Source organism: Stenotrophomonas sp. ZAC14D1_NAIMI4_1 (genome assembly GCF_003086775.1).
Lineage (GTDB): Bacteria > Pseudomonadota > Gammaproteobacteria > Xanthomonadales > Xanthomonadaceae > Stenotrophomonas.
On sequence record NZ_CP026001.1, the window covers coordinates 2,257,311 to 2,280,078 of the forward strand.

Below are 22,768 nucleotides of genomic sequence, written 5' to 3' on the forward strand. Positions count from 1 at the left end.
GAGTGGCCGGCGTGGTGATGGACAGCGGATTACTTGATGTTGGCCAGCTTCAGGCTTGCCGGCGAGCTGACTTCGATTTCAGCGCGCGAGGCGTCGCGCTGGATCTTGCCCAGCACGCACACGGTCTTGCCTTCCAGGCTTTCCAGCGGGAAGTTGAACTTGCTGCGGTTCTCGCCGGCGATGCGGGCCGAGAAGGTGTGGCGCGGGAAGGCGCCGCCCATGTACAGGAAGGTCGGCTGGCCTTCGGAACCTTCGGCGAAGCGCGCCTTTTCGACCTTGCCGCAGACCATGCCGTCCTTGCCGACCGAGCGCGGGGCCATTTCCGGCGGGATCATGTCGGCCGACTGTGCGAAAGCGGAAGACGCGGTGGTGGCCAGGACGGCGGCCGAAACGAACGCAAGCAGGGACTTCATCGGGGTGTTTCTCCGGGGATTGTGATGGTCGATCCGGTCCTGCGCGCTCCTGCGCGACCGGGTTCCTGTCCCCCTATCGGCATCGCCGCGGGGAACTGAAGGGCTCGGTTACAGAAACGTGAGGGAAGTCCGCCTGCTCAGGCTGCAGCGTCTTCGACCAGGCTGGCCTGGCCCATGTCGGCGCTGTCCAGCAGGGTTTCGATGTCCAGCAGGATCAGCATGCGGTCGTCGTGGGTGCCGATGCCGGAAATGAAGCGGGTATCGACGGCGGCGCCGAATTCCGGGGTGGGGCGGATCTGTTCGCCCGACAGCGGGATCACGTCCGAGACGCTGTCCACGACGATGCCGACCACGCGGTCTTCCACGTTCAGCACGATCATCACGGTGAAGGCGTCGTACGTCGCGTTTTCCAGGCGCAGCTTCAGGCGCAGGTCGATGACCGGGACGATGGTGCCGCGCAGGTTGATGACGCCCTTGATGTAGTCCGGTGCGTCCGGCACGCGGGTGACCGCGTCGTAGCCACGGATTTCCTGCACCTTGAGGATGTCCACACCGTAGTGCTCGGCGCCGAGGGTGAAGCTGAGGAATTCGCCACCGGCGCTGGCGGTGGAGCTGGTCTTGTCGTTCATCGAGGGTCCTGGTCTGCCGGAAGTCCCGGTGTCAGGCTCGATATCGGCCCTTTGGCGAGGGACTTTAGGTGGACCATCCACGCTTGGCGTGGATCTACCGGTCAACGGATCGGTCATGCCGGCCGCTGGCCGGCAATGATGGCCCGTTGCCGGCCAGCGGCCAGCACTACCGGACGGTGCGCTGTTACATCTCGCCGTTCTGGCGTGCCTTGCGCTGGCGGTCGACGCGGAAGATGTAGCGCTGGATGGCGCTGTCACCGCCGCGTGGCAGATCGTCGAAACGCATGCCGATGCGCTTGACCTCGATGCCGTTGGGCTGCCGCTGCGGAAGCATGTTGCAGACCACCAGGGTGATCTGCAGGTCCGGGCCGTCGGGCATCGAGAGCACGGCGTTGTAGCGCTTCTGCAGGCTGAATACCGCGCAGTCGTTGGGCACGGTGACTGCCAGGCCGCCGCCGCTGATGTCCACCACGCGCATGGACAGCGCATCGCTGCCCACTTCACCGGCAGGCAGGCTCAGCTGCGGCGAGTCGGTGATGGGGGTTTCCAGCCGGTACAGCTCACGCCGCTGCAGGTGCACCAGCTCTTCGGGCAGCGGGGCGCGGAAGGCCACGCGGCCGTCGTTGTCCACCCGCTGCAGGTCGTGCAGGCGGAAGCGCACCAGTACCCGCTCCAGCTGGGCGAAGCACAGCAGGTGGTCGGCCTGTTCGGCGGCGCGGTTGGAGGCTTCCTGGGGGCTGCCATCCAGCAGCAGGAAGTCGTCGTCATCGTCCAGCTCAAGCAGGGCGGTAGGGAAGGATCGATCGCGACCATCGACATGGGCGTTGATCAGCGAACGCTGGTCGATCAGCGAACGCAGCAGCTGGCGCAGCTGGCGGGGATTGCGCACCAGGAAGCGTTCGTCGGCGGCGTCGGCCGCGTGGGCATCGTGCAGGTCGGTGTCGTGGCCGTCGGACATGGAATCTTGGTTCTGGGGCGGGGGCCGACACGCGCTGGCGCGTGGCTTGAAGGAGGTATCGGCCGGGGGCGGCAATTATGAAGTGTGAAGTTCATCACTCTACACGGGTGGGGTCAGAGCCCTTTCCCGATGGGAAAGGGCTCTGACCCCTTGGCGATCTCGCGCACGCGCCGCATCACGGCGGGATCGCCGTGGCTGTCGTCCAGGTGGAAACGCGCCACGGCCTCGGCCAGCAGCCCGGCCTGTTCGGCCATGCCGTGCGTGGCGTGGGTGGAATCCTCCACCAGCGCGGCGTTCTGCCGGGTGGCGGCATCCATCTGCGCGATGCTCTGGTTGACCTGCTCGATGCCGGCGCTCTGTTCCTGCGAGGCGGCGGAAATCTCGCCCATGATCTGGTTGACCTGCTGCACGGCCTGCACGATCTGCCCCATCGTGCCGCCCGCCCGGTCGACCAGGCGGGCGCCCTCGGTGACCTTGCCGACCGAATCGTCGATCAGGCCCTTGATCTCCTTGGCCGCGGCCGCCGAACGCTGCGCCAGCGTGCGTACCTCGCTGGCGACCACGGCGAAACCGCGGCCCTGCTCGCCGGCACGCGCGGCCTCGACGGCGGCATTCAGCGCCAGGATGTTGGTCTGGAACGCGATGCCGTCGATGACGCTGATGATCTCGGCAATCTTCTTCGACGATGCCTGGATGGCCGACATGGTGGCGACCACCTGGCCGACCACGGCGCCGCCTTCGCCAGCCACGTCGACCGCACCGCTGGCCAGCTGGTTGGCCTGGCGCGCATGTTCGGCGTTCTGGCGCACCGTGGCAGTCAGTTCCTCCATGGTCGCGGCGGTTTCTTCCAGGCTGGCGGCCTGCTGTTCGGTGCGGTCGGCCAGGTGGCCATTGCCGCGCGACAGGCCGTCGGCGCTGGCGGTGAGCGTGGTCGAGGCAGACTGGATGCTGCCGACGATGGCGGTGAGCTGGGCGACGGTGGTGTTGGCATCGTCGCGGATGCGGGCGTATACGCCCTGGAAATCACCCTGCATGTGCGCGGTCAGGTCGCCGCGTGACAGCGACGACAGCAGCTGGGAGATCTGATCGAGACTGGATGCGCTGGCGTCGAGCAGGCTGTTGAGGCGCTCGGCCAGCTGCAGGAAGAAGCCTTCCTTGCCGGCGGTGACGACGCGGCCGCTGAAGTCGCCCAGCGAGGCGGCCTCGACGATCTCGCCCAGTTCTTCTTCCACCTGCAGTTCGACGGTGCGGTCGGCCCATTCCACCACGAAGCCGTGGCGCTGGCCGGCGCCGTCGATGATCGGGTTGACGATCAGGCGCATGCTGCGGCCGCCGACCCGGATCTGTGCCCGGTACGTGCCGGTGAGGCCGTCGAGCAGCTGGGCCTGGTGGGCGGGGTTGCGGTGGAAGATGTCGATGCTGCGGCCCAGCAGGTCGGCGGCACTGAACTGCGGCAGGTCGCGGCGCAGGTCGGCTTCGGCGGCGGCCAGCATTTTCTGCAGGGGCCGGTTGACGAAGACGATGGTGCGCTCGCGGTCGGCGATCATGACGTTGGTGGTGACATCGTCGAGCGCGGTGCGGATGCGCAGCGATTCACTGCTGGCGGCCTGTTCGCGGGCGCGCCGCTGCAGCAGCTGGTTGCCGGTCTGCACCAGCGCGGCGGCCAGCGAATCAGGCGGGAACTGCGCGGCCTGCAGGCTGTCAGGCAGCGGCCGGTCTTCGGCCAGTCCGTGTGCCAGCTGGGCCAGCTGCTGCGGGTCGTGGCCGAGCAGCAGCAGCTGCCGACGCATCTGCACCGCCATCACCGACAGCAGGCCCGCTTCCACCACCACGTACAGCGCATGCAGCGCCAGCACGCCCAGGCCGCTGCCGGTGGCAAACACCGGGTAGGGCAGGCCACGCACCTGCAGCGCGTAGAACAGCACGTGGTGCACGGCGATGGCGGCGGCGGCCACCACGATCGGCAGCCAGTCGCGGTAGTAAAGCAGCAGGGCGATCAGCACGATGACCGTGAAGTGGGTTTCCAGCTGCCCGTGGGTCTGGTGGATGAGCGTGGCCGACAGCACCATCCAGGCCAGCGCAACGGTGCAGCGGCTGAGGCGGGTGCCCGGCAGGCCGTGCACCTGCAGCGCGGTGACCAGCAGCGCCGGCAGCGACACCGCCAGCCACGGGGTCCACTGCCCACTGCGCAGGGCCAGGCCCAGCGAAACCAGCACCAGTGCGGCGGTGACTGCCAGGAACAAACGATCGGCGCTGGCCGACATGGCGCGCAGGAACGGCGGCGTTTCGTGACCGCCCGGTGGCGTGGGGCGCGGGGTCGATGCGTGCATGCACTACTCCTTGAGGCATGGGCATGGGTTGGAAAGGATGAGCGGCGCCTGCGGCCCGCGCAGGAGCTGGCCGACCAGTGCGGTGGCAGCCAGCGGGCCGCGGCTGCAGCCTGGCCCGAGCAGGGCCGGGCCGGCGTAGACCAGGCGCTGGTCGTGCAGGACCAGCCAGTCGAAGGGCAGGGCGAGGGTACTGTTGCGCGTGGCCACGCCCAGCGGCGGGGCTGTACTGGCGGCGCACGGGCAATGGCCGGGCTGGCGCAGCAGCAGGGGGTGGTCGCGGCTGGCGGCGAGCAGGGACGGCGGGACCTGCGCCAGCAGCTGCGCGGGATTCCAGTCGCTGGCCACGGGCATGGCGGTGCGGGCGCCCTGCAGCCACAGCACGGGCAGGGTCCAGCCCAGCCATGCGGCCAACAGCAGCATGCCGGCCAGGGCCGACCAGCGCGGGGCTGGGCTCGGAGGGGAGTCGGCGCTGGCGGGCATCATCGGGCCTGCTCGGGGGGCGTTCTCCGATAGCGGCGCGATGGCGTGAAGCTGAAGGGAAAATAAATAAATGCGTCATGCGCGGATGGGTTCGTTGGATGAACCCATCCACGCACGGCGTGGACCTACATCAAGGGTGGCCCTGGCTCAGAACTCCTGCCAGTCGCCGTCACCGGCCAGTGCCGGCTGCGCCACCGGCTTGCGGACCCGCGACGGGGCCGGGCTGGCCACCGGAGCCGGCTTGCGTGCGGCAGGCATTGCGGCGACGGGGCGCGGCGCGACGGGGCTCAGGCCCGGGGTGGCCAGGCGGAAGCGGGCCACGGCCTCGCCCAGCTGCGCGGCCTGGTCTTCCATTGCACGCGCGGCGGCGGTGGCTTCCTCGACCAGCGCAGCGTTCTGCTGGGTGGTTTCGTCCATCTGCACCACGGTCTGGTTGACCTGCTCGATACCGGCCGACTGCTCCTGCGACGCGGCGGAAATCTCGGCCATGATGTCGGTGACGCGCTGCACCGAGGCGACGATTTCGCCCATCGTGCTGCCCGCCTGGTGCACCAGGCTGGAGCCTTCGGCGACCTTGCCGACCGAGTCGTCGATCAGGCCCTTGATTTCCTTCGCCGCAGCGGCGGAGCGCTGGGCGAGGGTGCGGACTTCGCTGGCGACCACGGCGAAACCACGGCCCTGCTCACCGGCACGCGCGGCTTCCACGGCGGCATTCAGCGCCAGGATGTTGGTCTGGAAGGCGATGCCATCGATGACGCTGATGATCTCGGCGATCTTCTTCGACGAGGCTTCGATGGCCGACATGGTGGTGACCACCTGGCCGACCACGGCGCCACCCTGCGAGGCGACGCCGTGCGCGCCGATGGCCAGCTGGTTGGCCTGGCGCGCATGTTCGGCGTTCTGCTTCACGGTGGAGGTCAGTTCCTCCATCGAAGCGGCGGTTTCTTCCAGGTTGGCGGCCTGCTGTTCGGTGCGGCGCGACAGGTCGCTGTTGCCCGAGGCGATCTCGCCCGCGGCCAGGGTGATGCTGCCGGCGCTGGCCTGGATCTGGCCGACGATCTGGGTCAGCTGGGCGACGGTGGTGTTGGCATCGTCGCGCATGCGGGCGAAGACGCCGTGGAACTGGCCGTCCATGCGAGCGGTCAGGTCGCCTTCGGCAATGGCCTGCAGCAGCTGTGAGAGCTGGCCCAGGTTGCCATCGGCCACCTGCATCATCGAGTTCAGCTGTTCGATCATCACCTTGAAGTCATGGTCGAAGCGATCGGCGTCGCCGCGCTGGCTGAAGTCACCGGCGGCAGCAGCGCTGGCCAGGTGCTGGATCTGCGTGTTGATGGCCAGCAGGCTGGCCTTGGCGGCATCCATCGCCTCGTGCAGGAAGGCACGGGTGCCCGGCAGGCGCTGTGCATCCTGGGTCAGGTTGCCGGCGGCGTACTGGTTCAGTACGTCGATGGCAGCGCGGATCGAATCGAGGTGTTCGAAGATGACGGTGTTGATGCCGCCGGCCAGCTGGCCGTAGACGCCGGGGAAATCCTCGGGGATGCGATGGCTGATGTCCGGGCCTGCATGCATCTGCGCCATCAGCTGGGTCTGCTCGGAGAAGCGGCGCAGCATGGCGGTCATGTCGCTGGTGGCGGTCAGCATGCGGCCGGCTTCGTCCTTGCTGGTGGCCTGGGTGCTGACGCTCAGGTCGCCGCGGGCGACGGCCTGGATGGCGGTCAGTGCCTTGCCGAGCGGAACGGTGACCGCGCGCGAAATGACCACGGCCAGCGCAGCGGCCACCAGCGACAGCAGCACGATGCAGCTGACGACGGCGATGATGCTGTTGCGGTGGGTGGCATTGGCGGCGTCGATCTTGCCCTGCATCTGCGTGCCGAGGAAGGCGCTCAGTGCCTTCAGTTCCTCGAAGGCCTTTCGCCGCGCGGGGCGGGACTGTTCGTCGGATACCTGCTGGGCCAGCGCGCCGTCGCCGGCGTTGGCGGCTTCGCGCAGCTTGGCGTTGGCAGCGAAGTAGGCGTCCACGCCGGCCTTCACCGGCTGGTACAGCGCGCGTTCCTTCTCGCCGGTCGGCAGGGCGGCATAGGCGGCCAGCTCCTTGTGCACGATGGCGGCGCTGTCATCCATGCGCTTGTAGTAATCGGCCACCTTTTCCGGCTGGTCCAGCATGGTCAGCAGGGCCATCTCGTAGGTGCGGAACTCGCCGAGCTGCGAACGCACTTCGCCCAGGTGCTGCACCGAGGGAATATCGTTGCTGGCCATGCTGCCCAGCTGGGTGTTGGCTTCGCTGAGGCGGACCAGGGCGAACAGCCCCAGGACCAGGGTCATCAGCGTTGTCAGGGTGAACCCCACGGCCAGCTTGCGGGCGATGGGCAGATCGTGGAACCACTTCATGCAGGGTGCTCCAGGTGGGCAGAGGGAAACGGTCGTGCCGGTGGGGGTTCGGTGTGCCGTCAAAGCCAGATAGCGGCGTGCCCTGCACGGACTTTATGGATGGATGTCACATTCGTGTGCGTAGGGTGAAACCGCGCGAAAGCCTTGCAGGGCGGGCGCTTTCACTTGCCGGTGTGGTTGCACGGGAAACTGCCTGCGCGACAGAGATCACATTGCGTGACCCCCCACATACCGTGCAAACGAAAACCGCCGCCCCTGGGGGCGGCGGTCCGAAGTACAGCGCGGTGCGGAAGGTCAGGCGGCCTGCGGCACGCGCAGCGAGCGCACCAGGCCACCGATGTCGACGATCAGGGCGACGCGGCCGTCGCCAAGGATGGTGGCACCGGACACCCCGCCGATGCGGCGGTAATTGTTCTCGATGTTCTTCACCACCACCTGCTGCTGGCCAACCAGTTCGTCCACTTCCAGGGCGATCTTCTGGCCATCGCCCTCGACCACCACCACCAGCGATTCGCTGTTGGCGCCGCGGGCACCATAGCCGTAGTACTCGCTGAGCGAGAGGATCGGCAGGTACTCGCCGCGCACGCGCAGCACGCGGCCTTCGCCGGCCATGCTGCGGATGTCCTCGGCCTGCGGCTGCAGGGCTTCGAGCACGTAGGCCAGCGGCAGGATCAGGGTTTCGCCGGCCACCGCCACGGTCATGCCGTCGAGGATGGCCAGGGTCAGCGGCAGGCGGATCAGCGTGCGCGTACCACTGCCCAGGCTGCTCTCGATCTGCACCTCGCCACCCAGTGCCTGGATGTTGCGGCGGACCACGTCCATGCCCACGCCCCGGCCGGACAGATCGGTCACGGCATCGGCAGTGGAGAAGCCAGGCTGGAAGATCAGGTCCCAGACCTGCGAATCGGTCGGATTGTCCGGCACGGCCAAGCCGCGCTCGTGGGCCTTGGCCAGGATCTTGGTGCGGTCCAGGCCGCGACCATCGTCGCTGACTTCGATGACGATGTGGCCGCCCTGGTGCGAGGCCGCCAGGGTGATCGTGCCAGTCTCGTCCTTGCCCGCGCCACGGCGCACGTCCGGCATTTCCAGGCCGTGGTCGATGGAGTTGCGGACCAGGTGGACCAGCGGATCGGCGATCTTCTCGATCAGGCCCTTGTCCAGTTCGGTGCCTTCGCCGACGGTGCGCAGGCGAACCTGCTTGCCGAGGCGGGTGGAAAGGTCGCGGACCAGGCGCGGGAAGCGGCGGAACACCGCATCGACCGGCAGCATGCGCACGCCGATCACCGCTTCCTGCAGGTCGCGGGTGTTGCGTTCAAGCTGGTCCAGGCCGGCGAACAGGCTTTCGGCATGCACCGGGTCCAGTGCGTGCGAGACCTGCTTGAGCATGGCCTGGGTGATGACCAGTTCGCCGACCAGGTTGATGAGGGCGTCCACCTTGTCCACGCTGACGCGGATCGAGGTTTCGGCTTCCTGGGCGCCACCGCCATTGGCGGCCGGCGCGGCGGAGGTGGCAGCGGCCACCGGTGCAGCGGGGGTGGAAGGGGCAACAACGGGTGCAGCAGGGGCCTGGGTAGCGAGGCTCGGCGGCGCTGCCGGACGGATGTCCAGTTCGCAGTCATCCAGCACCCAGGCAAACGTATCTTCGATCTTGCTGCGCGGCACCTTGCCGACCAGGCCCAGGTCCCACGCCAGGTGGGCCTCCAGCGGGTCGAGCTGGGCAAAGCCGGGCAGGCGCTCCATGCGCGCGGCCACCTGCAGCGAACCGAGGTGTTCCAGTTCGCGGATGATGCGCAGCGGATCGTTGCCGCTCATGAACAGCGACGGCGCAGGGGTGAAGCCGATCTGCCAGGCTTCGGGCGTGTCGTCGACCTTGGCTTCGGCGGCAACCGGGGCGCTGGCGGCGGCCTGGCCGGACAGCACTGCTTCCAGGCGCGCCTTCACCGCAGCAACGGCGGCCGGATCAGCGGCCTGGCCATGTTCGGCTTCGCGCAGCAGGGCGCGCAGCACGTCCACCGAGGACAGCATGGCGTCGACCGCCACCGGCTCCAGCGCGCGCTTGCCGGCACGCAGCTCATCGAGCAGCGTTTCCAGCACGTGGGTCAGGCCGGCGATCGCATCGAAGCCGAAGGTGCCGGCGCCCCCCTTGATGGAGTGGGCGGCGCGGAACACCGAATTGATGATCTCCGCGTCCTGTTGCCCCGATTCCAGGGCCAGCAGGCCGGCCTCCATCGCGTCGAGGCCTTCGCGGCTCTCCTCGAAGAAGGTGGCGTGGAAGCGTTGCAGGTCCATGCTCATGGCAGAGGCAATCCGGAAACGTGGGGAAGGGGCGGTTCAGGGGTGCGGGGCGATCAGCCCAGCACCTTCTGCACGGTGGCGACCAGCTGTTCGGGGTTGAACGGCTTGACCAGCCAGCCGGTGGCACCGGCGGCCTTGCCTTCGGACTTCTTGTCCGCAGCCGACTCGGTGGTCAGCATCAGCATCGGGGTGAACTTGTAGTCCGGCAGCTGGCGCAGTTCACGGATCAGGCTGATGCCATCCATGTTCGGCATGTTGACGTCGGTGACCACCGCGTTGAAACGCTGGCCCTTGGCGCGACCGAGCGCGACCGCGCCGTCTTCGGCTTCTTCGACGGCAAAACCGGCCGAGGTGAGGGCGAAGGAAACCATCTGGCGCATCGACGCCGAATCGTCCACCACCAAGATACGTGCGCTCATGCAGCGTTCTCCACAGATTTCAGGTTGTCATGGGGTACGTCCAGGCCCAGGGCCTGGGTGACGCCCAACAGGCGGGCGGCGTCACGGAAGGTTGCAGTGCAACCGTGGAAGCCGGTGCCCAGGCCCGCCTCGCGGCGTGCCTGCACGAACGCACACAGCACCTGCACGCTTGCCGTGTGGATGCGACCGACCTGGCTTGCGTCCAGGGTCAGTTCGCCTGCTTCCGCCACGAGGGGCGAAAGGCGGTTCTTGAGCTCGGTGCTGTTCTCGATGCCGAGATCGTCACCCAGTTCGACAGTGCTCATCGTTGCTCCGGACAAACGGTTCCGAGATCCATAACGGCACCCGGCAGGGGTTCTTTAGGGTTGAATCGACGCGCTCAACCCAACAGCCGGGTCGCGTCGAGCAGGATCATCGGCCGCTGGCTGATGCGGGCCACGCCGCGGAACAGCTCGTTGGAGATCTGGCAGATGCGCGCGGTATCGGGAGGCTCGATCTGCGAATCGGTGAGGTTGGCCACGTCTTCGACCGCCGATACACGCAGGCCCAGGGTCTCGCCGTTCTCTTCCAGCACCACGATGCGCGTCTGCGCGTCGTCTTCGGCGGTGACCGCGCCCAGGTGGATGCCCAGGTCCATCACCGGCACCACCTGGCCACGCAGGTTCATGATGCCGAGCATGGCCGGGGCGGTGCCGCGCAGCGGCAGCAGCGGCACGGGCAGGACCACTTCCTGCACCTTCAGCAGTTCCAGCGCATAGGCCTGGGTGCCACAGCGCAGCCGCAGCCAGCGCGAGGTGCGCTCGGCGGCACGGCGGTTGTGCGGGTTCGCGCCGTGCGGCGGCTGGTGGGCCTGCGCCTGCAGTTCCTGCCAGCTGCCGGGGCGGCTGCCGGGCGGCGCGTCGAGGGCGATGCGCGGGGGCGGTGCGACCGCCGCCCGTGCGGCCGGGGCGGGCGCAGGGCGCGGCGCAACCGGCGCGATCGGTGCGGCCACGGCTGGTGCCGGTGCCGGTACCGCCTCGCCTACGGCTGCCGCTTCGAAGGCGGCCTGCAGGGCAGGGCTGTCGGTGTGCGCCAGGCGATGGCTGTCGGCGCCGTCGGTTTCGTAGATGACTTCGTCGGGCAGGTCGTCCCAGGTGGGCTTGGGGGCTGCCGGGTCGGTGGCGGGGTCGGGGGCCGCTGCGCTCGCCGGGCCCGGCCCGGCGCTACCGGTGGCATCGCCCGTTTCGTAGATGACTTCGGCCGGCAGGTCGTCCCAGGTGGGTTCGCGTTCGCGTTCGGGTGCGGCGACGGCCGCGGCTTCGAATGCGGCTTCGAGCGAGGCGTCGTCCACGGATGCGGCAGCATCGGTGTCGCCGGTCTCGTAGATGACCTCGGACGGCAGGTCGTCCCAGGTGGGTTCGCGTTCGGGTGCGGCGACGGCCGCGGCTTCGAATGCGGCCTCGAGCGAGGCGTCATCCACGGACGCGGCAACGGTGGTGTCGCCGGTTTCGTAGACGACTTCGGCCGGCAGGTCGTCCCAGGTAGGCTCGCCTTCGGGTGACGCTGCGCTCGCCGGGCACGGCCCGGCGCTACCCGGGAGGGTGTCGCCGGTTTCGTGGATCACCTCGGCCGGCAGGTCGTCCCACGTCGGCTCGCGCTCGGGCGCGGCGGCGACCGGGGGTGGCGGTGCAGCCAGGGCGATGGCTTCGCCCAGCAGCTCGTCCAGGTAGTCGTCCAGCACGCCGGGGGTGTTCATGCCGCCTGCTCCAATGCACGCGCGTCTTCGCCGAGGATCCAGTTCAGGGCGCGGCGATAGGCGGCCAGGCCGCGGCCCGGGTAGTCCTCGCCCACATTGGGCAGGGTCAGGCCGGCGGCGTTGCTGATGCGGGTGTCGATCGGGATCGCGTCTTCCCACACGCGGGCGCCGTGGCGGTCCTGCATGGTGCGCAGCGATTCGTTGCCGGCGCGGGTGCGGCGGTCGAACAGGGTGGGCAGGATCGAGATCGGCAGCGGACGGCGGCGCGAGCGCTCGACCATCTCGCCGGTGCGCACCATGCCGTCCAGTCCGTGCAGGGCCAGCGGCTCGGCCTGGGTGGGAATGATCAGGCGGTCGGCCGCAGCCAGTGCGTTGATCATCAGCAGGCCCAGGGTGGGCGCGCAGTCCAGCAGGATGTAGTCATGCTGGCCCTGGTGGCGGGCAAGTGCGTTCTGCAGGGCCAGGCCCAGGCCGGGCTGGTTGGCGCTGCGCCGTTCCAGCGTGGCCAGCGAAGCCTGCGCGCACACGTAGTCCAGGCCGCCGATGCTGCTGGGGTGGCTCAGTGCGGACAGCTCGGCCGGCGGTGCGCCGAACAGTTCCAGCACGCCGGCCGGCGCCGGTTCCACCGGCACGCCGAAGGCGCGGGTAAGCGAGGCGTGCGGATCCAGGTCGATCAACAGCACGCGGTGGCCCTGTGCGGCCAGGCCGCGACCGAGGGCGAGGGTGGTGGTGGTCTTGCCGACTCCACCCTTCTGGTTGGCGACTGCCCAGATGCGCATCGGGTTACTCCTTCATTGCCGGGGGAACGGCGGCGCCGACGCGGCTGCCAGCCGGCACCGGCGGCAACTGCACCGGTGCGTTGGGGGAAACGGGGGTGCTGCGCGGTGCAGTGGCGGCCGTGTCGGTGGCCGCGCTGCCACCGGCGGCGGCGTTCAAGCGTTCGCCCAGCGGGTCGACCGCGTGGCTGGTGTCGGCCAGGATGATGACCATCACCCGCCGGTTGCGGTTGCGGCCCTGCGCGCTGTCGTTCTCTTCGCGCGGGCGGAACTGGCCGTAGCCGACCATGGCCAGCCGCGAGGGCTGCACGCCCTGGTCGGCGAACAGATGCACCACGCTGGCGGCGCGACCGGCCGACAGTTCCCAGTTGGAGGGGAAGGTGGCGGTGGCGATCGGTACGTTGTCGGTGTGGCCTTCCACGCGCACGCTGTTGGGGACGTCGCGCAGCACGTCGGCCAGGCTGGCCAGGGTCTGCCGCGCATGCACGTCCAGCGCGGCCGATCCGGTCGGGAACAGGATGTCGCTGTTGATCTCCACTTCGATCCACAGCTCGGTGCGGCGCACGCTGATCATGCCGCGGTCGATCAGCGGCGACAGCGCAGCGGTCAGGCGGTCGGCGATGCTGCTGAGCTGGCGCTCGGCGCGGGCGATCTGGTCCTGGTTGTGCACCGACACCGGCATGCGCATCTGCGAGGCCATCGCCGGCAGCAGGGTGGGGTCGTGGGTGGGCGCCGGTGCGGACGGGCCGATCCGGGTGCCCGACTTGATGACCGAGGGGCTGTCCCAGCCGCCGCCCTGCACCTGCTTGTTGCCCACCTGCACCGGATTGATGGTGCGCGGTGCGCCACCGAAAGCATCGGTCAGGGCGTCGGCCATGATCCGGTACTTGCCCTCGTTGACCGAGGAAATGGCATACATGACCACGAAGAAGGCGAGCAGCAACGTCATCAGGTCGGCATAGGGAATGGCCCATGCCTCGTGGTTGGCGTGCTCTTCGTGGTGCTTGCGGCGGGCCATGTCAGTGCAGGAAGCCGGTGAGGTTGGTTTCGATGTTGCGCGGGTTTTCGCCCTGGGCGATCGAGATCAGGCCTTCGATGACCATTTCGCGGTCGCGGGTGTTGTGCGCGATCACGCCCTTCAGCTTGGCCGCGATGGGCAGGAACAGCAGGTTGGCCGAGGCGATGCCGTAGATGGTGGCGGTGAACGCGGCGGCGATGCCGTGGCCCAGCTTGCTGGGGTCGGCCAGGTTCTTCATCACCGCGATCAGGCCCAGCACGGCACCGATGATGCCCAGGGTGGGGGCGTAGATGCCCATGGCCTCGAAGACCTTGGCGCCGGCCTGGTCCTGGTGTTCCTGGCTGCTCAGTTCGATTTCCAGCATGTGCCGGATCGATTCGGGCTCCACGCCGTCGACCAGCAGCTGCAGGCCCTTGCGCAGGAACGGGTCGCGCTGCGCTTCCACCTGCGACTCCAGGCCCAGCAGGCCCTGGCGGCGGGCGATGTTGCTCCACTCGACGATCTGCTTGATCAGTTCGTGACGGTCGCTGTGCGGCGGGCGCACGACCCAGCGCACGATCTTGAAGGCGTGCTTGAACACCGCCGGGGCGGTGTGCAGCAGGATCGATGCCACGGTGCCGACGATGACGATCACGAAGGCGGCAGGCGACCACAGCGAAGCCAGGCCGGCGCCCTTCAGGATGCTGCCGCCGACCAGCGAGGCCAGGGCGAGAAAGAGTCCAATGAGGCTGAGTCTATCCATGGGTCCGGTATCGGCTTGTGTGAATGGGACTTGAGACACCGGTAGATCGTGTACAGACGGTAGTCACAGTTTTCGGGTCGCCGGGCATGGCCCGGCGCTACCGCGCAGGGCCATCTCGGGTAGCGCCGGGCCATGCCCGGCGGGGGTTCAGCGCAGGCCGTCCACGTCCAGGATCAGGGCCATGCGACCATCGCCGATCAAGGTTGCACCGGCGTAGCCGCGCAGGCCGCGCAGCGCCTTGGGCAGCGGCTTGATGACCACTTCCTCGCGGCCGCGCACCTGGTCCACCACCAGGCCGAAGCGCGCTTCACCGGCCTGCAGCACCACGATGGTCAGCAGGGGGGACGCTGCAGGCGTCACATCCAGCCACTGGCGCAGATCGACCAGCGGCAGAGTGTGCGAGCGGCGGTCCAGCACGGCGCGGCCATCGAACCAGCCCAGCGAGGTGCGTGGGGCGTGCAGCACCTCCATCACGCGCGCCAGCGGCAGCGCATAGATGTCTTCGCCGGCCTGCACCAGCAGCGTCGGCAGGATGGCCAGGGTGAGTGGCACGCGGATCAGGAAGCGGCTGCCACGGCCTAGTTCCGACTGGATCTGGATCTGGCCGCTCAGTTCGCGGATACGAGACTGCACCACGTCCATGCCCACGCCGCGGCCGGAAATATCGGTGACCTGCTGCTTGGTCGAGAAGCCGGGCAGGAACACCAGGTGCAGGCACTCCTCGCTGCTCAGGCGGGCGGCGGCTTCCGGATCGATCAGGCCCTTCTCGCGTGCCTTGGCGCGCAGCTTTTCCGGATCGATGCCGGCGCCGTCGTCCTGCACTTCGATGCTGACGTAGTCGCCTTCCTGCTGCGCCGACAGGCGCACATGGCCCATCCGCGGCTTGCCCTGGGCTTCGCGCAGGTCGGGCATTTCCACGCCGTGGTCGATGGCGTTGCGCACCAGGTGCACCAGCGGGTCGGCCAGCGCTTCGACCAGGTTGCGGTCCAGTTCGGTCTCGGCGCCGATCAGCTCCAGGTCCACTTCCTTCTGCAGCGAACGGGCGACGTCGCGGGCCACCTTCGGGAAGCGCGAGAACACCTTGCCCACCGGCTGCATGCGGGTGCGCATGACCGCCGACTGCAGGCGGGCGGTGGCGATGTCCAGCGTCGACACCGCCCGATCCAGCTCTTCGTCGCGCAGGCGGGTGCGCAGGGTCTTCAGCCGGTTCCGTGACAGCACCAGTTCGCCGATCAGGTTGACGATCGCATCCAGGCGCTTGGTGTCCACGCGCACGGTGTGTTCGGCTTCGGCCACCGGCTTGTTCGCGGCCGGCTTGGCGGCCGCGCGCGGGGCGGGTGCCGGGGCCGGTGCGGCGGCCACCGGTGCGGCGGCCACGGGCTTGGCGCCCGGGACGGCGCCACCATGCAGCTGGTCGAGCAGGGCTTCGAACTCGTCTTCGCTGATCAGGCCATCATCGGCCTTCTTCGGCGGCGCGACGGCAGTCGGTGCGCTGCTGCCATGCAGCTGGTCGAGCAGGGCCTCGAACTCATCGTCGGTGATCAGGTCGCTGCCGGCAGCGGCCGGGGTGGCGGCTGCGGCGGCGCTCGATGCGGGGCTCGCTCCGCCATGCACGTCGAACTGGGCGATCAGTTCCGGCGGGGCGTAGCCGGGTTCAGTGCCGGCGGACACCGCATCGAGCATCGACTGCAGGTAATCCAGCGACTGCTGGGCGGCATCGAAGTGATGGGCCTGCAGCACGGCCTGGCCGGCACGCGCCGCGCCCAGCGCTTCTTCGGCGGCATGGCACAGCTCGACCATGGCGGTGATGCCGAGGAAGCCGGCGCCGCCCTTCAGCGTGTGGTAGCCGCGGAAGACCGCATTGAGCTGGTCGTTGTCCTGGGGTGCCTGTTCCAGCGACACCAGCTGTTCGCCCAGGCGATCCAGGATTTCCTGCGCCTCGATGATGAAATCGGCAGTGATGTCGTCGGCAACAGCGCTCATGCTTACAGCCCCAGGTCCGACAGCAGGTCGTCGGCGTCGTTCTGCGAGACCGCGTGGCGGTCCAGTCCCTTCAGTGCCGGCCCGGCCAGTTCAGGGTCGGTGCGATGCTGTTCCGGCGGCAGGCCGAGCGCGCCAAAGCCTTCGTGCACGCGGCGGACGATGCCGACCACGCGACGGATGATCTGCCCGGTCAGGTCCTGGTAGCTCTGGGTCAGGGCGATCTCGGTCAGGTTGTGGCGGATGCGTTCCAGCTGCGCGTCCTGGCCCGGCTGCAGGCCATCGGCACGCAGCTGTTCGGTCAGGGCGCGGCATTCTTCGGCCAGGTCCAGGGTGCGGTGGGTGGCCTGTTCGGTCATCGCCACGACGTGGTCCAGGCGTGCGCAGGCATCATCCAGCTCGCCGGCCTCGTCGGGCACGGTCGGCAGCTCGCCCAGGGCCTGGCCGAGTTCGCGGGCCAGCCGCGAAAGACCGCTCATCATCGGCTGGGTGCGCGCGGCCACCAGGCTGTCGATGCGCTGGCGCCAGGCGGCCTCGTCACCGGATTCCAATGCATCCAGGGCTTCCTGCAGGCGCAGGGCAAGGGCGCTTCTGTCGACCTGTGCGTCCATCAGGCGCTCGCCGCCAGGCGTTCGAAGATCTTGCCCAGCTTTTCTTCCAGGGTCTGCGCGGTGAACGGCTTGATGATGTAGCCGTTGACGCCGCTCTGGGCCGCTTCGATGATCTGCTCGCGCTTTGCTTCGGCGGTGACCATCAGCACCGGCAGGGTCTTCAGCTTGGCATCGGCACGGATCGCCTTCAGCAGCTCGATGCCGGTCATCACCGGCATGTTCCAGTCGGTGACCACGAAATCGAACGGCTGGCTCTGCAGCATCGACAGCGCGGCATGCCCGTCCTCGGCTTCGGCGGTGTTGGTGAAGCCCAGATCGCCCAGCAGGTTCTTGACGATGCGACGCATGGTCGAGAAGTCGTCGACGATCAGGATGCGCATGTTCTTGTTCAAAGCAGAGTTCCTTTGTTGTTCACTGCGGGCGGCCGGGGGCAGCCGCCTCGCGCATGTTCATTGTTCGAGGCCGGCGTCGACCGCCTCGAACACCTTGAGCCGGCCGCGCAGGCGCAGCACGGCCTGGCCGTGGATCTGGCAGACCCGCGATTCGCTCACGCCGAGCACCGCGCCGATCTCCTTCAGGTTCAGCTCCTGCTCGTAGTACAGCGAGAGCACCAGCTGTTCGCGCTCGGGCAGGTGGCCGATGGCCTTGCCCAGCTCGCGGCCGAACTCGCCACGCTCCAGCACCTGCTGCGGGGTCGGGCCACCCTGGGCGACCGTATCCAGCTCGCCCTGGTCCTCGATGCGCGACTCCAGGCTCAGCACCTGGCCGCGCGAGGCGTCTTCCATCAGGCGCAGGTACTCGGGCAGGGGCATGTCCATCGCCGCGGCCACTTCAGTGGCGCTGGCGGCACGGCCGCTGCTCTGTTCCAGCCGGCGGATGGTGGCGGCCGCGTCGCGGGCACGGCGGTGCACCGAACGCGGCACCCAGTCGCCACGGCGGATCTCGTCGATCATCGAGCCACGGATGCGGATCGAGGCGTAGGTCTCGAACGAGGCGCCCTGGTCGGCGTCGTAGCTTCGCGAGGCTTCGATCAGGCCCATCATGCCGGCCTGGATCAGGTCGTCCACCTCGACGCTGGCCGGCAGGCGCGCCGCCAGGTGGTGGGCGATGCGCCGCACCAGGTCCGAGTGCTGGGCGATGACGTCGGTCGCGCTCGAGCGCTGGACTTCCTTGTACTGGGCTGCGCCTTTCATACGGTCACCCCACGCTGCTTGAGGATGCGTTCGAGGAAGAATTCGACGCCACCACGCGGTTCGGTCGGCGCCTGCCAGCGGGCGGTACGGCGGGCGATCTCGGTGATCGCCAGCGCGGCCGGGCTGGACGGGTAGGCCTTGACCACCGGCTGCTGGCGCTGCACCGACAGGCGCAGCCAGTCATCCTGCGGCACGCAGCCGAGGTAGTTCAGCGAGACATCGGCGAGGAACTTCTCGCAGACGCGGGTCAGCTTCTCGTACAGCACGCGGCCTTCGTTGGGGTCGCGCACCATGTTGGCCACCACCTGGATGCGATCCACGCCACGTTCGCGCGACAGCACCTTGATGAGCGCGTAGGCGTCGGTGATCGAGGCCGGCTCATCGCAGACCACCACCACGGTGTCCTGCGCGGCCTGGCAGAAGGTCAGCACGCCGTCGTTGATGCCGGCGGCGGTGTCCACCACCATGATGTCCAGCTCGCGTTCCAGCTCGGAGAACACGTTGACCAGGCCGACATGTTCGGCTGGGGCCAGTTCGGCCATGTGCCGGCGGCCCGACGCGGCCGGTACCACCAGCACGCCGTTGGGGCCCTCGATGATCACGTCTTCCAGGCTGCAGCGGCCGGCCACCAGGTCGGCCAGGGTGAACTTGGGGTTCAGGCCGAGGATGACGTCGATGTTGGCCAGGCCGAGGTCGGCGTCCAGCAGCAGGGTGCGTTTGCCCATGCCGGCCAGCGCCACGGCCAGGTTGGCCGACACGTTGGTCTTGCCCACGCCGCCCTTGCCGCCGGTCACCGCGATGGTGCGGACAGGGCCGAGCGGCTCGCTGCGGGTAGCCGACAGCGGGAAGGTATTGGTCAGCTTGGCGTACTCACGCGACGGCATGGTTCAACTCCGGGTTGCAGGGCATATCGGCCGCTCGGCGCAAATCTTCAAGGCGAAGTACGAGATTGGCTGCACTGGCCCGGTGCAGGTCCTCCGGGACGTCCTGGCCATCGGTCACCCAGGTGATCGGCAGGGCATGGTCGACGGCCACCGACAGGGCGTTGCCGAAGCGGCCGGTCTCGTCCAGCTTGCTCAGCACCAGGCCCTGCAGGTTGGCCGCGCCGAAGCGGCGGACGACCTCGTCCATGTCGCCGAAGCTGGTATTGGCCGGCAGTACCAGCAGGGTGCGCACCTGGCGGGCGGCCCGCAGCCACTGCAGCTGGGCGGCAAGGGCGCGATCACGCGGGCCCAGGCCGGCGGTATCGATCAGCACCAGCTTGTAGTCCTGCAGGCGCTCCAGCAGCTGGTCCAGGTCGGTGCCGCTGTTGGCTTCGTGCACCGCGATGCCGAGCTGGCGGCCGTAGCCGTACAGCTGCTCGCGGGCGCCGACGCGCAGGGTGTCGGTGGTCACCAGGGCCACGTCGCGCGGGGCGTGCTTCTCGGCGAAGCGCGAGGCCAGCTTGGCGATGGTGGTGGTCTTGCCGGCGCCGGTCGGGCCGACCAGGGCGATCACGCCGCCTTCTTCCAGCGGGTCGACCGGGGCGATCGGCAGCTTGCGCGAGATCAGCCCCAGCATCAGGCCGCGGCCGCGGTGGGCCTCGGTCTCCAGCGGGATCTGTATGGCCACGTCGCGGGCGAGGCCGGCATCGAAGCCGTACTCGTCCATCAGGTCCAGCGCGGTGGCGCGCACCGCACTGCCACGCAGGCGCTCGTCGGTGAAGCGGTTCATCTCACGCTCGATGACCTGGCGCATGCCGGCCACTTCCTGGCGAAGCTGGCGGATCTCGCCGTCATCGGCGGCCACCATGGTCAGGGCCGGGACCGGGGCCAGCTGCGGGGCCGGTGCCGGCGTCGGTGCGGCTTCGGCAAGCGGCGCTGCGTCGTTGGCAGGCGCGGCGGCGGCCGGGGCTTCCACGATGGCAGCGGTGGCCACGGCCGGGGCCATCTCCACCGGCGCTTCCACCGGGTCAGCGGCGACCGCAGGGGCCGGCAGCGGCAGCGGCGGCGGCAGCAGGGCGGCGCTGTCATCTTCCAGCGGCGGATCGATCAGGAAGCGGGCGCGGTTGATCGGCGCGGCGGCAACCGCTGCGGTACTGGCCGGCGGCGCGACGATGGCGTCGGCATACGGGGCGAAGATCTGTTCCGGCAGTGCCGATTCGTTGACGCTGGCGCGGGCCAAGGTGGAGGCGAAACCGGTGCTGCCACGGGTCGGCACGATCTCGTCGGCGCTGTCCAGGGTGCGGCCGGTGGCACCGACGGCGGCGCGGGCCAGGGCGGCGACCGCCGAGGTGGTGGCGGCCACCGGCTCGGCGGCCGGGGTCGCGCTGCGGCGGCGGGTCACGGCGGCGATCACGGCATCGGCGGCGCTGCGCGGCTTCGGCGGCGGCGGTGCGATCTCGCGGCGCGAGGCTTCCAGCGCACGCTGCACGGCACTCTCGTCGTAGTGGGCGGCGGCGACGATCTCGATGCCTTCCTCGATCCGGCGGTTGGACAGGATCACGGCGTCGGGGCCATGTTCCTTGCGCACCAGGTTCATGGCCGAGCGCATGTCGGCGGCGACGAATCGTTTGATTTTCATGCTGTGGTCACGGGACGAAGTCGGCGGAGTGGCGGTCGAGGAACGCGGGTGGTCGGTGGTCTGCACGGTTCGGGTTCCCCTTGGAATCTGTCGTGTGGTGCGGTTTGAAAGTGGTGTCTGTTTTCTGGCGCTTGGAAGGCGGGCGTCAGCTGATCGTTCCGACCAGCTTCAGGCGCTTGTCTTCCGGCACCTCGCTGTAGGCCAGGACCGACAGCGACGGAACGCTGTGGCGGACCAGGCGGGCCAGCGCGGCGCGCACCGGGCCCGGTACCAGCACTACTGCCGGCTCGTTTCGCGCTTCCTGCTTGCTGACACATTCGGCCAGGCTCTGGTGCAGTCGCTCTGCGAGTCCGGGTTCCAGCGCGGCGCCGTTGCCCTGCGTGGACTCCTGCAAGACACGTTCCAATTGCGGGTTGAGGGTGAACACCGGCAGCTCCGCCGACATTCCGGCGATCTCCTGCACGATGAAGCGGCCCAGCGCGGTACGCACGGCTGCGGTCAGCGTGGCCGGGTCCTGGCTGATGGGGGCGTGCTCGACCAGTGCTTCGGCGATCTTGCGCAGCTGGCGGATCGGAATGCGCTCGACCAGCAGGTTCTGCAGCACGCGCACCACCGCCGACAGCGGAAGCGCCTTGGGCGTCAGATCTTCGACGAGCTTGGGCGCGCTCTTGCCGAGGTTGGCCAGCAGGTGCTGCACTTCCTCGTGGCCCAGCAGTTCCGGCGCGTGTTCGCGGATCAGGTGGGACAGGTGCGTGGCGACCACGGTGGCCGGGTCGACCACGGTGTAGCCCATGGTCTCGGCCTGGGCGCGCTGGTGCGGCTGGATCCAGGTGGCATCCAGGCCGAAGGCGGGGTCCTTGCCGGCGATGCCTTCCAGCGGGCCCAGCGCACTGCCGGGGTCCAGCGCCAGTTCGCGGTCGGGGTGGATGTCGGCGGTGGCCACCGGCACGCCATGCACCAGCACGCGGTAGCCGTTGGCCGGCAGTTCCAGGTTGTCGCGGATATGCACGGAGGGGATCAGGAAGCCCACGTCCTGGGTCAGCTTGCGGCGCACGCCCTTGATGCGCGCCATCAGCTCGCCGCCCTGGTTGGCGTCCACCAGCGGGATCAGCCGGTAGCCCACTTCCAGGCCCAGCGGATCGACCGGGCGCAGCTCGTCCCAGCTCAGTTCGGCCGTGGGCGCGGGGCTGGGCTGGCGGCCCAGGGCGGCCAGCGCGGCGGCATCGCCGGACCCGGCGGCATCTTCGGCGGCCGGTGCCTGGCTCTTGCGGTACAGCTTCCAGGCGATGAAGCCGAGGATCGCGGCCAGCGTCAGGAAAGCGACGTTGGGCATGCCGGGGACCAGGCCGACCAGGCCGAGGATGCCGGCGGTGATCGCCAGTGCGCGGTACTGGCCGAACACCTGGCCGGTCATGGCCTGGGCCATGTCCTGCGAGCGCGAGGCGCGGGTGACCAGCATTGCCACGGCGCTGGAGATCAGCAGGGCCGGCAGCTGCGCCACCAGGCCGTCACCGATGGACAGCAGGGTGTAGGTGGCGGCGGCATCGCCGAACGGCATGCCATGCTGCAGCACGCCCACGGCCAGGCCGCCCAGCATGTTGATGAACAGGATCAGGATGCCGGCGATGGCGTCGCCGCGGATGAACTTGCTGGCACCGTCCATCGCACCGTAGAAGTCGGCTTCCTCGCGGACCTCTTCACGACGGGCCTTGGCTTCTTCACGCGTCAGCAAACCGGCGTTCAGATCGGCGTCGATGGCCATCTGCTTGCCGGGCATGGCGTCAAGGATGAAGCGCGCAGTCACTTCCGAGACGCGCCCGGCGCCCTTGGTGATGACCACGAAGTTGATGATGGTCAGGATGGCGAAGACCACGATGCCCACGGCGTAGTTGCCGCCGATGACGAATTCACCGAAGGCGGCGATGACCTTGCCGGCCGCCTCGTGGCCGTTCTGGCCGTGCAGCAGGATGACGCGGGTGGAGGCCACGTTCAGCGCCAGCCGCAGCATGGTGGTGACCAGCAGCACGATCGGGAAGATGGTGAAGTCCAGCGGGCGCTTCACGTAGACCACCGCCAGCAGCACCATCAGCGAGATGGCGATGTTGAAGGTGAACAGTGCATCGAGCACGGGTGCGGCCAGCGGCACCACGACCATGGCCAGCAGGGCCAGCACGATCAGCGGCGCGCCAAGGCCCTGGCGGATCATCTCCAGGGCGCGGCGGGTGTTGAAGCTGGATGC

At 68.8% G+C, this 22,768-nt stretch carries 19 protein-coding genes and 1 pseudogene; all 20 read right to left on the bottom strand.

Features of this window, described 5'->3' with window-relative positions; genetic code table 11:
• Positions 1 to 29: 29 nt before the first annotated feature.
• The 20 genes and pseudogenes from C1927_RS10460 to flhA all read right to left on the bottom strand — a co-directional run bounded on the left by C1927_RS10460 (position 30) and on the right by flhA (position 22,735).
• On the bottom strand, positions 30 to 413 hold the full coding sequence (locus tag C1927_RS10460; protein ID WP_079221792.1) for a hypothetical protein: 384 nt from the start codon (positions 411 to 413) through the stop codon (positions 30 to 32).
• A 137-nt stretch (positions 414 to 550) separates the two neighbouring features.
• Positions 551 to 1,042, bottom strand: a complete 492-nt coding sequence (locus tag C1927_RS10465) for a chemotaxis protein CheW (protein WP_108746636.1) — start codon at positions 1,040 to 1,042, stop codon at positions 551 to 553.
• Positions 1,043 to 1,226: 184 nt separating this feature from the next.
• Entirely contained in the window at positions 1,227 to 2,000 is a 774-nt protein-coding gene (locus C1927_RS10470) for a flagellar brake protein (RefSeq protein ID WP_108746637.1), read from the bottom strand.
• Positions 2,001 to 2,113: 113 nt separating this feature from the next.
• A complete protein-coding gene (locus C1927_RS10475; RefSeq protein ID WP_108746638.1) occupies positions 2,114 to 4,330 on the bottom strand; it encodes a methyl-accepting chemotaxis protein in 2,217 nt (738 codons plus the stop codon).
• A gap of 3 nt (positions 4,331 to 4,333) precedes the next feature.
• On the bottom strand, positions 4,334 to 4,810 hold the full coding sequence (locus C1927_RS10480) for a hypothetical protein (RefSeq protein ID WP_152027071.1): 477 nt from the start codon (positions 4,808 to 4,810) through the stop codon (positions 4,334 to 4,336).
• Positions 4,811 to 4,957: 147 nt separating this feature from the next.
• Positions 4,958 to 7,198: a methyl-accepting chemotaxis protein gene (locus C1927_RS10485; protein WP_108746639.1), complete on the bottom strand. Its 2,241-nt coding sequence runs from the start codon at positions 7,196 to 7,198 to the stop codon at positions 4,958 to 4,960.
• 294 nt (positions 7,199 to 7,492) lie between these two features.
• Positions 7,493 to 9,493, bottom strand: a complete 2,001-nt coding sequence (locus tag C1927_RS10490) for a chemotaxis protein CheA (RefSeq protein WP_108746640.1) — start codon at positions 9,491 to 9,493, stop codon at positions 7,493 to 7,495.
• A gap of 53 nt (positions 9,494 to 9,546) precedes the next feature.
• On the bottom strand, positions 9,547 to 9,912 hold the full coding sequence (locus tag C1927_RS10495; RefSeq protein WP_070207889.1) for a response regulator: 366 nt from the start codon (positions 9,910 to 9,912) through the stop codon (positions 9,547 to 9,549).
• Entirely contained in the window at positions 9,909 to 10,217 is a 309-nt protein-coding gene (locus C1927_RS10500) for an STAS domain-containing protein (RefSeq protein WP_079221799.1), read from the bottom strand. Before C1927_RS10500 ends, C1927_RS10495 begins: the two co-directional genes overlap by 4 nt.
• Positions 10,218 to 10,291: 74 nt before the next feature.
• Positions 10,292 to 11,647: a chemotaxis protein CheW gene (locus C1927_RS10505; protein WP_108746641.1), complete on the bottom strand. Its 1,356-nt coding sequence runs from the start codon at positions 11,645 to 11,647 to the stop codon at positions 10,292 to 10,294.
• Positions 11,644 to 12,426: a ParA family protein gene (locus C1927_RS10510; protein WP_079221801.1), complete on the bottom strand. Its 783-nt coding sequence runs from the start codon at positions 12,424 to 12,426 to the stop codon at positions 11,644 to 11,646. Before C1927_RS10510 ends, C1927_RS10505 begins: the two co-directional genes overlap by 4 nt.
• Positions 12,427 to 12,559: 133 nt before the next feature.
• Positions 12,560 to 13,441, bottom strand: a pseudogene (gene motD, locus C1927_RS10515) (flagellar motor protein MotD); the annotation flags it as partial.
• Position 13,442: 1 nt separating this feature from the next.
• Positions 13,443 to 14,183, bottom strand: a complete 741-nt coding sequence (locus C1927_RS10520) for a flagellar motor protein (protein WP_079221803.1) — start codon at positions 14,181 to 14,183, stop codon at positions 13,443 to 13,445.
• Positions 14,184 to 14,330: 147 nt separating this feature from the next.
• Positions 14,331 to 16,166, bottom strand: a complete 1,836-nt coding sequence (locus tag C1927_RS10525) for a chemotaxis protein CheA (RefSeq protein WP_108746642.1) — start codon at positions 16,164 to 16,166, stop codon at positions 14,331 to 14,333.
• A 2-nt stretch (positions 16,167 to 16,168) separates the two neighbouring features.
• Positions 16,169 to 16,774, bottom strand: a complete 606-nt coding sequence (locus tag C1927_RS10530; RefSeq protein WP_079221805.1) for a protein phosphatase CheZ — start codon at positions 16,772 to 16,774, stop codon at positions 16,169 to 16,171.
• Positions 16,774 to 17,166, bottom strand: coding sequence for a chemotaxis response regulator CheY (gene cheY, locus C1927_RS10535; RefSeq protein ID WP_053520063.1), 393 nt, complete (start codon positions 17,164 to 17,166; stop codon positions 16,774 to 16,776). Before cheY ends, C1927_RS10530 begins: the two co-directional genes overlap by 1 nt.
• Positions 17,167 to 17,223: 57 nt before the next feature.
• Positions 17,224 to 17,967, bottom strand: coding sequence for an RNA polymerase sigma factor FliA (locus C1927_RS10540; protein ID WP_079221806.1), 744 nt, complete (start codon positions 17,965 to 17,967; stop codon positions 17,224 to 17,226).
• Positions 17,964 to 18,851, bottom strand: a complete 888-nt coding sequence (locus tag C1927_RS10545) for a MinD/ParA family protein (protein WP_079221807.1) — start codon at positions 18,849 to 18,851, stop codon at positions 17,964 to 17,966. The genes C1927_RS10540 and C1927_RS10545 overlap by 4 nt, the downstream gene beginning before the upstream one ends.
• Positions 18,838 to 20,529, bottom strand: a complete 1,692-nt coding sequence (gene flhF / locus C1927_RS10550) for a flagellar biosynthesis protein FlhF (protein WP_108746643.1) — start codon at positions 20,527 to 20,529, stop codon at positions 18,838 to 18,840. Before flhF ends, C1927_RS10545 begins: the two co-directional genes overlap by 14 nt.
• 145 nt (positions 20,530 to 20,674) lie before the next feature.
• Positions 20,675 to 22,735: a flagellar biosynthesis protein FlhA gene (gene flhA / locus C1927_RS10555; RefSeq protein WP_174208723.1), complete on the bottom strand. Its 2,061-nt coding sequence runs from the start codon at positions 22,733 to 22,735 to the stop codon at positions 20,675 to 20,677.
• Positions 22,736 to 22,768 lie beyond the last annotated feature (33 nt).

Coding starts and splice junctions, on each gene's coding strand:
- C1927_RS10460 (WP_079221792.1), bottom strand. CDS start 413: ATGAAGTCCCTGCTTGCGTTCGTTTCGGCCGCCGTCCTGGCCACCACC.
- C1927_RS10465 (WP_108746636.1), bottom strand. CDS start 1,042: ATGAACGACAAGACCAGCTCCACCGCCAGCGCCGGTGGCGAATTCCTC.
- C1927_RS10470 (WP_108746637.1), bottom strand. CDS start 2,000: ATGTCCGACGGCCACGACACCGACCTGCACGATGCCCACGCGGCCGAC.
- C1927_RS10475 (WP_108746638.1), bottom strand. CDS start 4,330: ATGCACGCATCGACCCCGCGCCCCACGCCACCGGGCGGTCACGAAACG.
- C1927_RS10480 (WP_152027071.1), bottom strand. CDS start 4,810: ATGCCCGCCAGCGCCGACTCCCCTCCGAGCCCAGCCCCGCGCTGGTCG.
- C1927_RS10485 (WP_108746639.1), bottom strand. CDS start 7,198: ATGAAGTGGTTCCACGATCTGCCCATCGCCCGCAAGCTGGCCGTGGGG.
- C1927_RS10490 (WP_108746640.1), bottom strand. CDS start 9,493: ATGAGCATGGACCTGCAACGCTTCCACGCCACCTTCTTCGAGGAGAGC.
- C1927_RS10495 (WP_070207889.1), bottom strand. CDS start 9,912: ATGAGCGCACGTATCTTGGTGGTGGACGATTCGGCGTCGATGCGCCAG.
- C1927_RS10500 (WP_079221799.1), bottom strand. CDS start 10,217: ATGAGCACTGTCGAACTGGGTGACGATCTCGGCATCGAGAACAGCACC.
- C1927_RS10505 (WP_108746641.1), bottom strand. CDS start 11,647: ATGAACACCCCCGGCGTGCTGGACGACTACCTGGACGAGCTGCTGGGC.
- C1927_RS10510 (WP_079221801.1), bottom strand. CDS start 12,426: ATGCGCATCTGGGCAGTCGCCAACCAGAAGGGTGGAGTCGGCAAGACC.
- C1927_RS10520 (WP_079221803.1), bottom strand. CDS start 14,183: ATGGATAGACTCAGCCTCATTGGACTCTTTCTCGCCCTGGCCTCGCTG.
- C1927_RS10525 (WP_108746642.1), bottom strand. CDS start 16,166: ATGAGCGCTGTTGCCGACGACATCACTGCCGATTTCATCATCGAGGCG.
- C1927_RS10530 (WP_079221805.1), bottom strand. CDS start 16,774: ATGGACGCACAGGTCGACAGAAGCGCCCTTGCCCTGCGCCTGCAGGAA.
- C1927_RS10540 (WP_079221806.1), bottom strand. CDS start 17,967: ATGAAAGGCGCAGCCCAGTACAAGGAAGTCCAGCGCTCGAGCGCGACC.
- C1927_RS10545 (WP_079221807.1), bottom strand. CDS start 18,851: ATGCCGTCGCGTGAGTACGCCAAGCTGACCAATACCTTCCCGCTGTCG.
- flhF (WP_108746643.1), bottom strand. CDS start 20,529: ATGAAAATCAAACGATTCGTCGCCGCCGACATGCGCTCGGCCATGAAC.
- flhA (WP_174208723.1), bottom strand. CDS start 22,735: ATGATCCGCCAGGGCCTTGGCGCGCCGCTGATCGTGCTGGCCCTGCTG.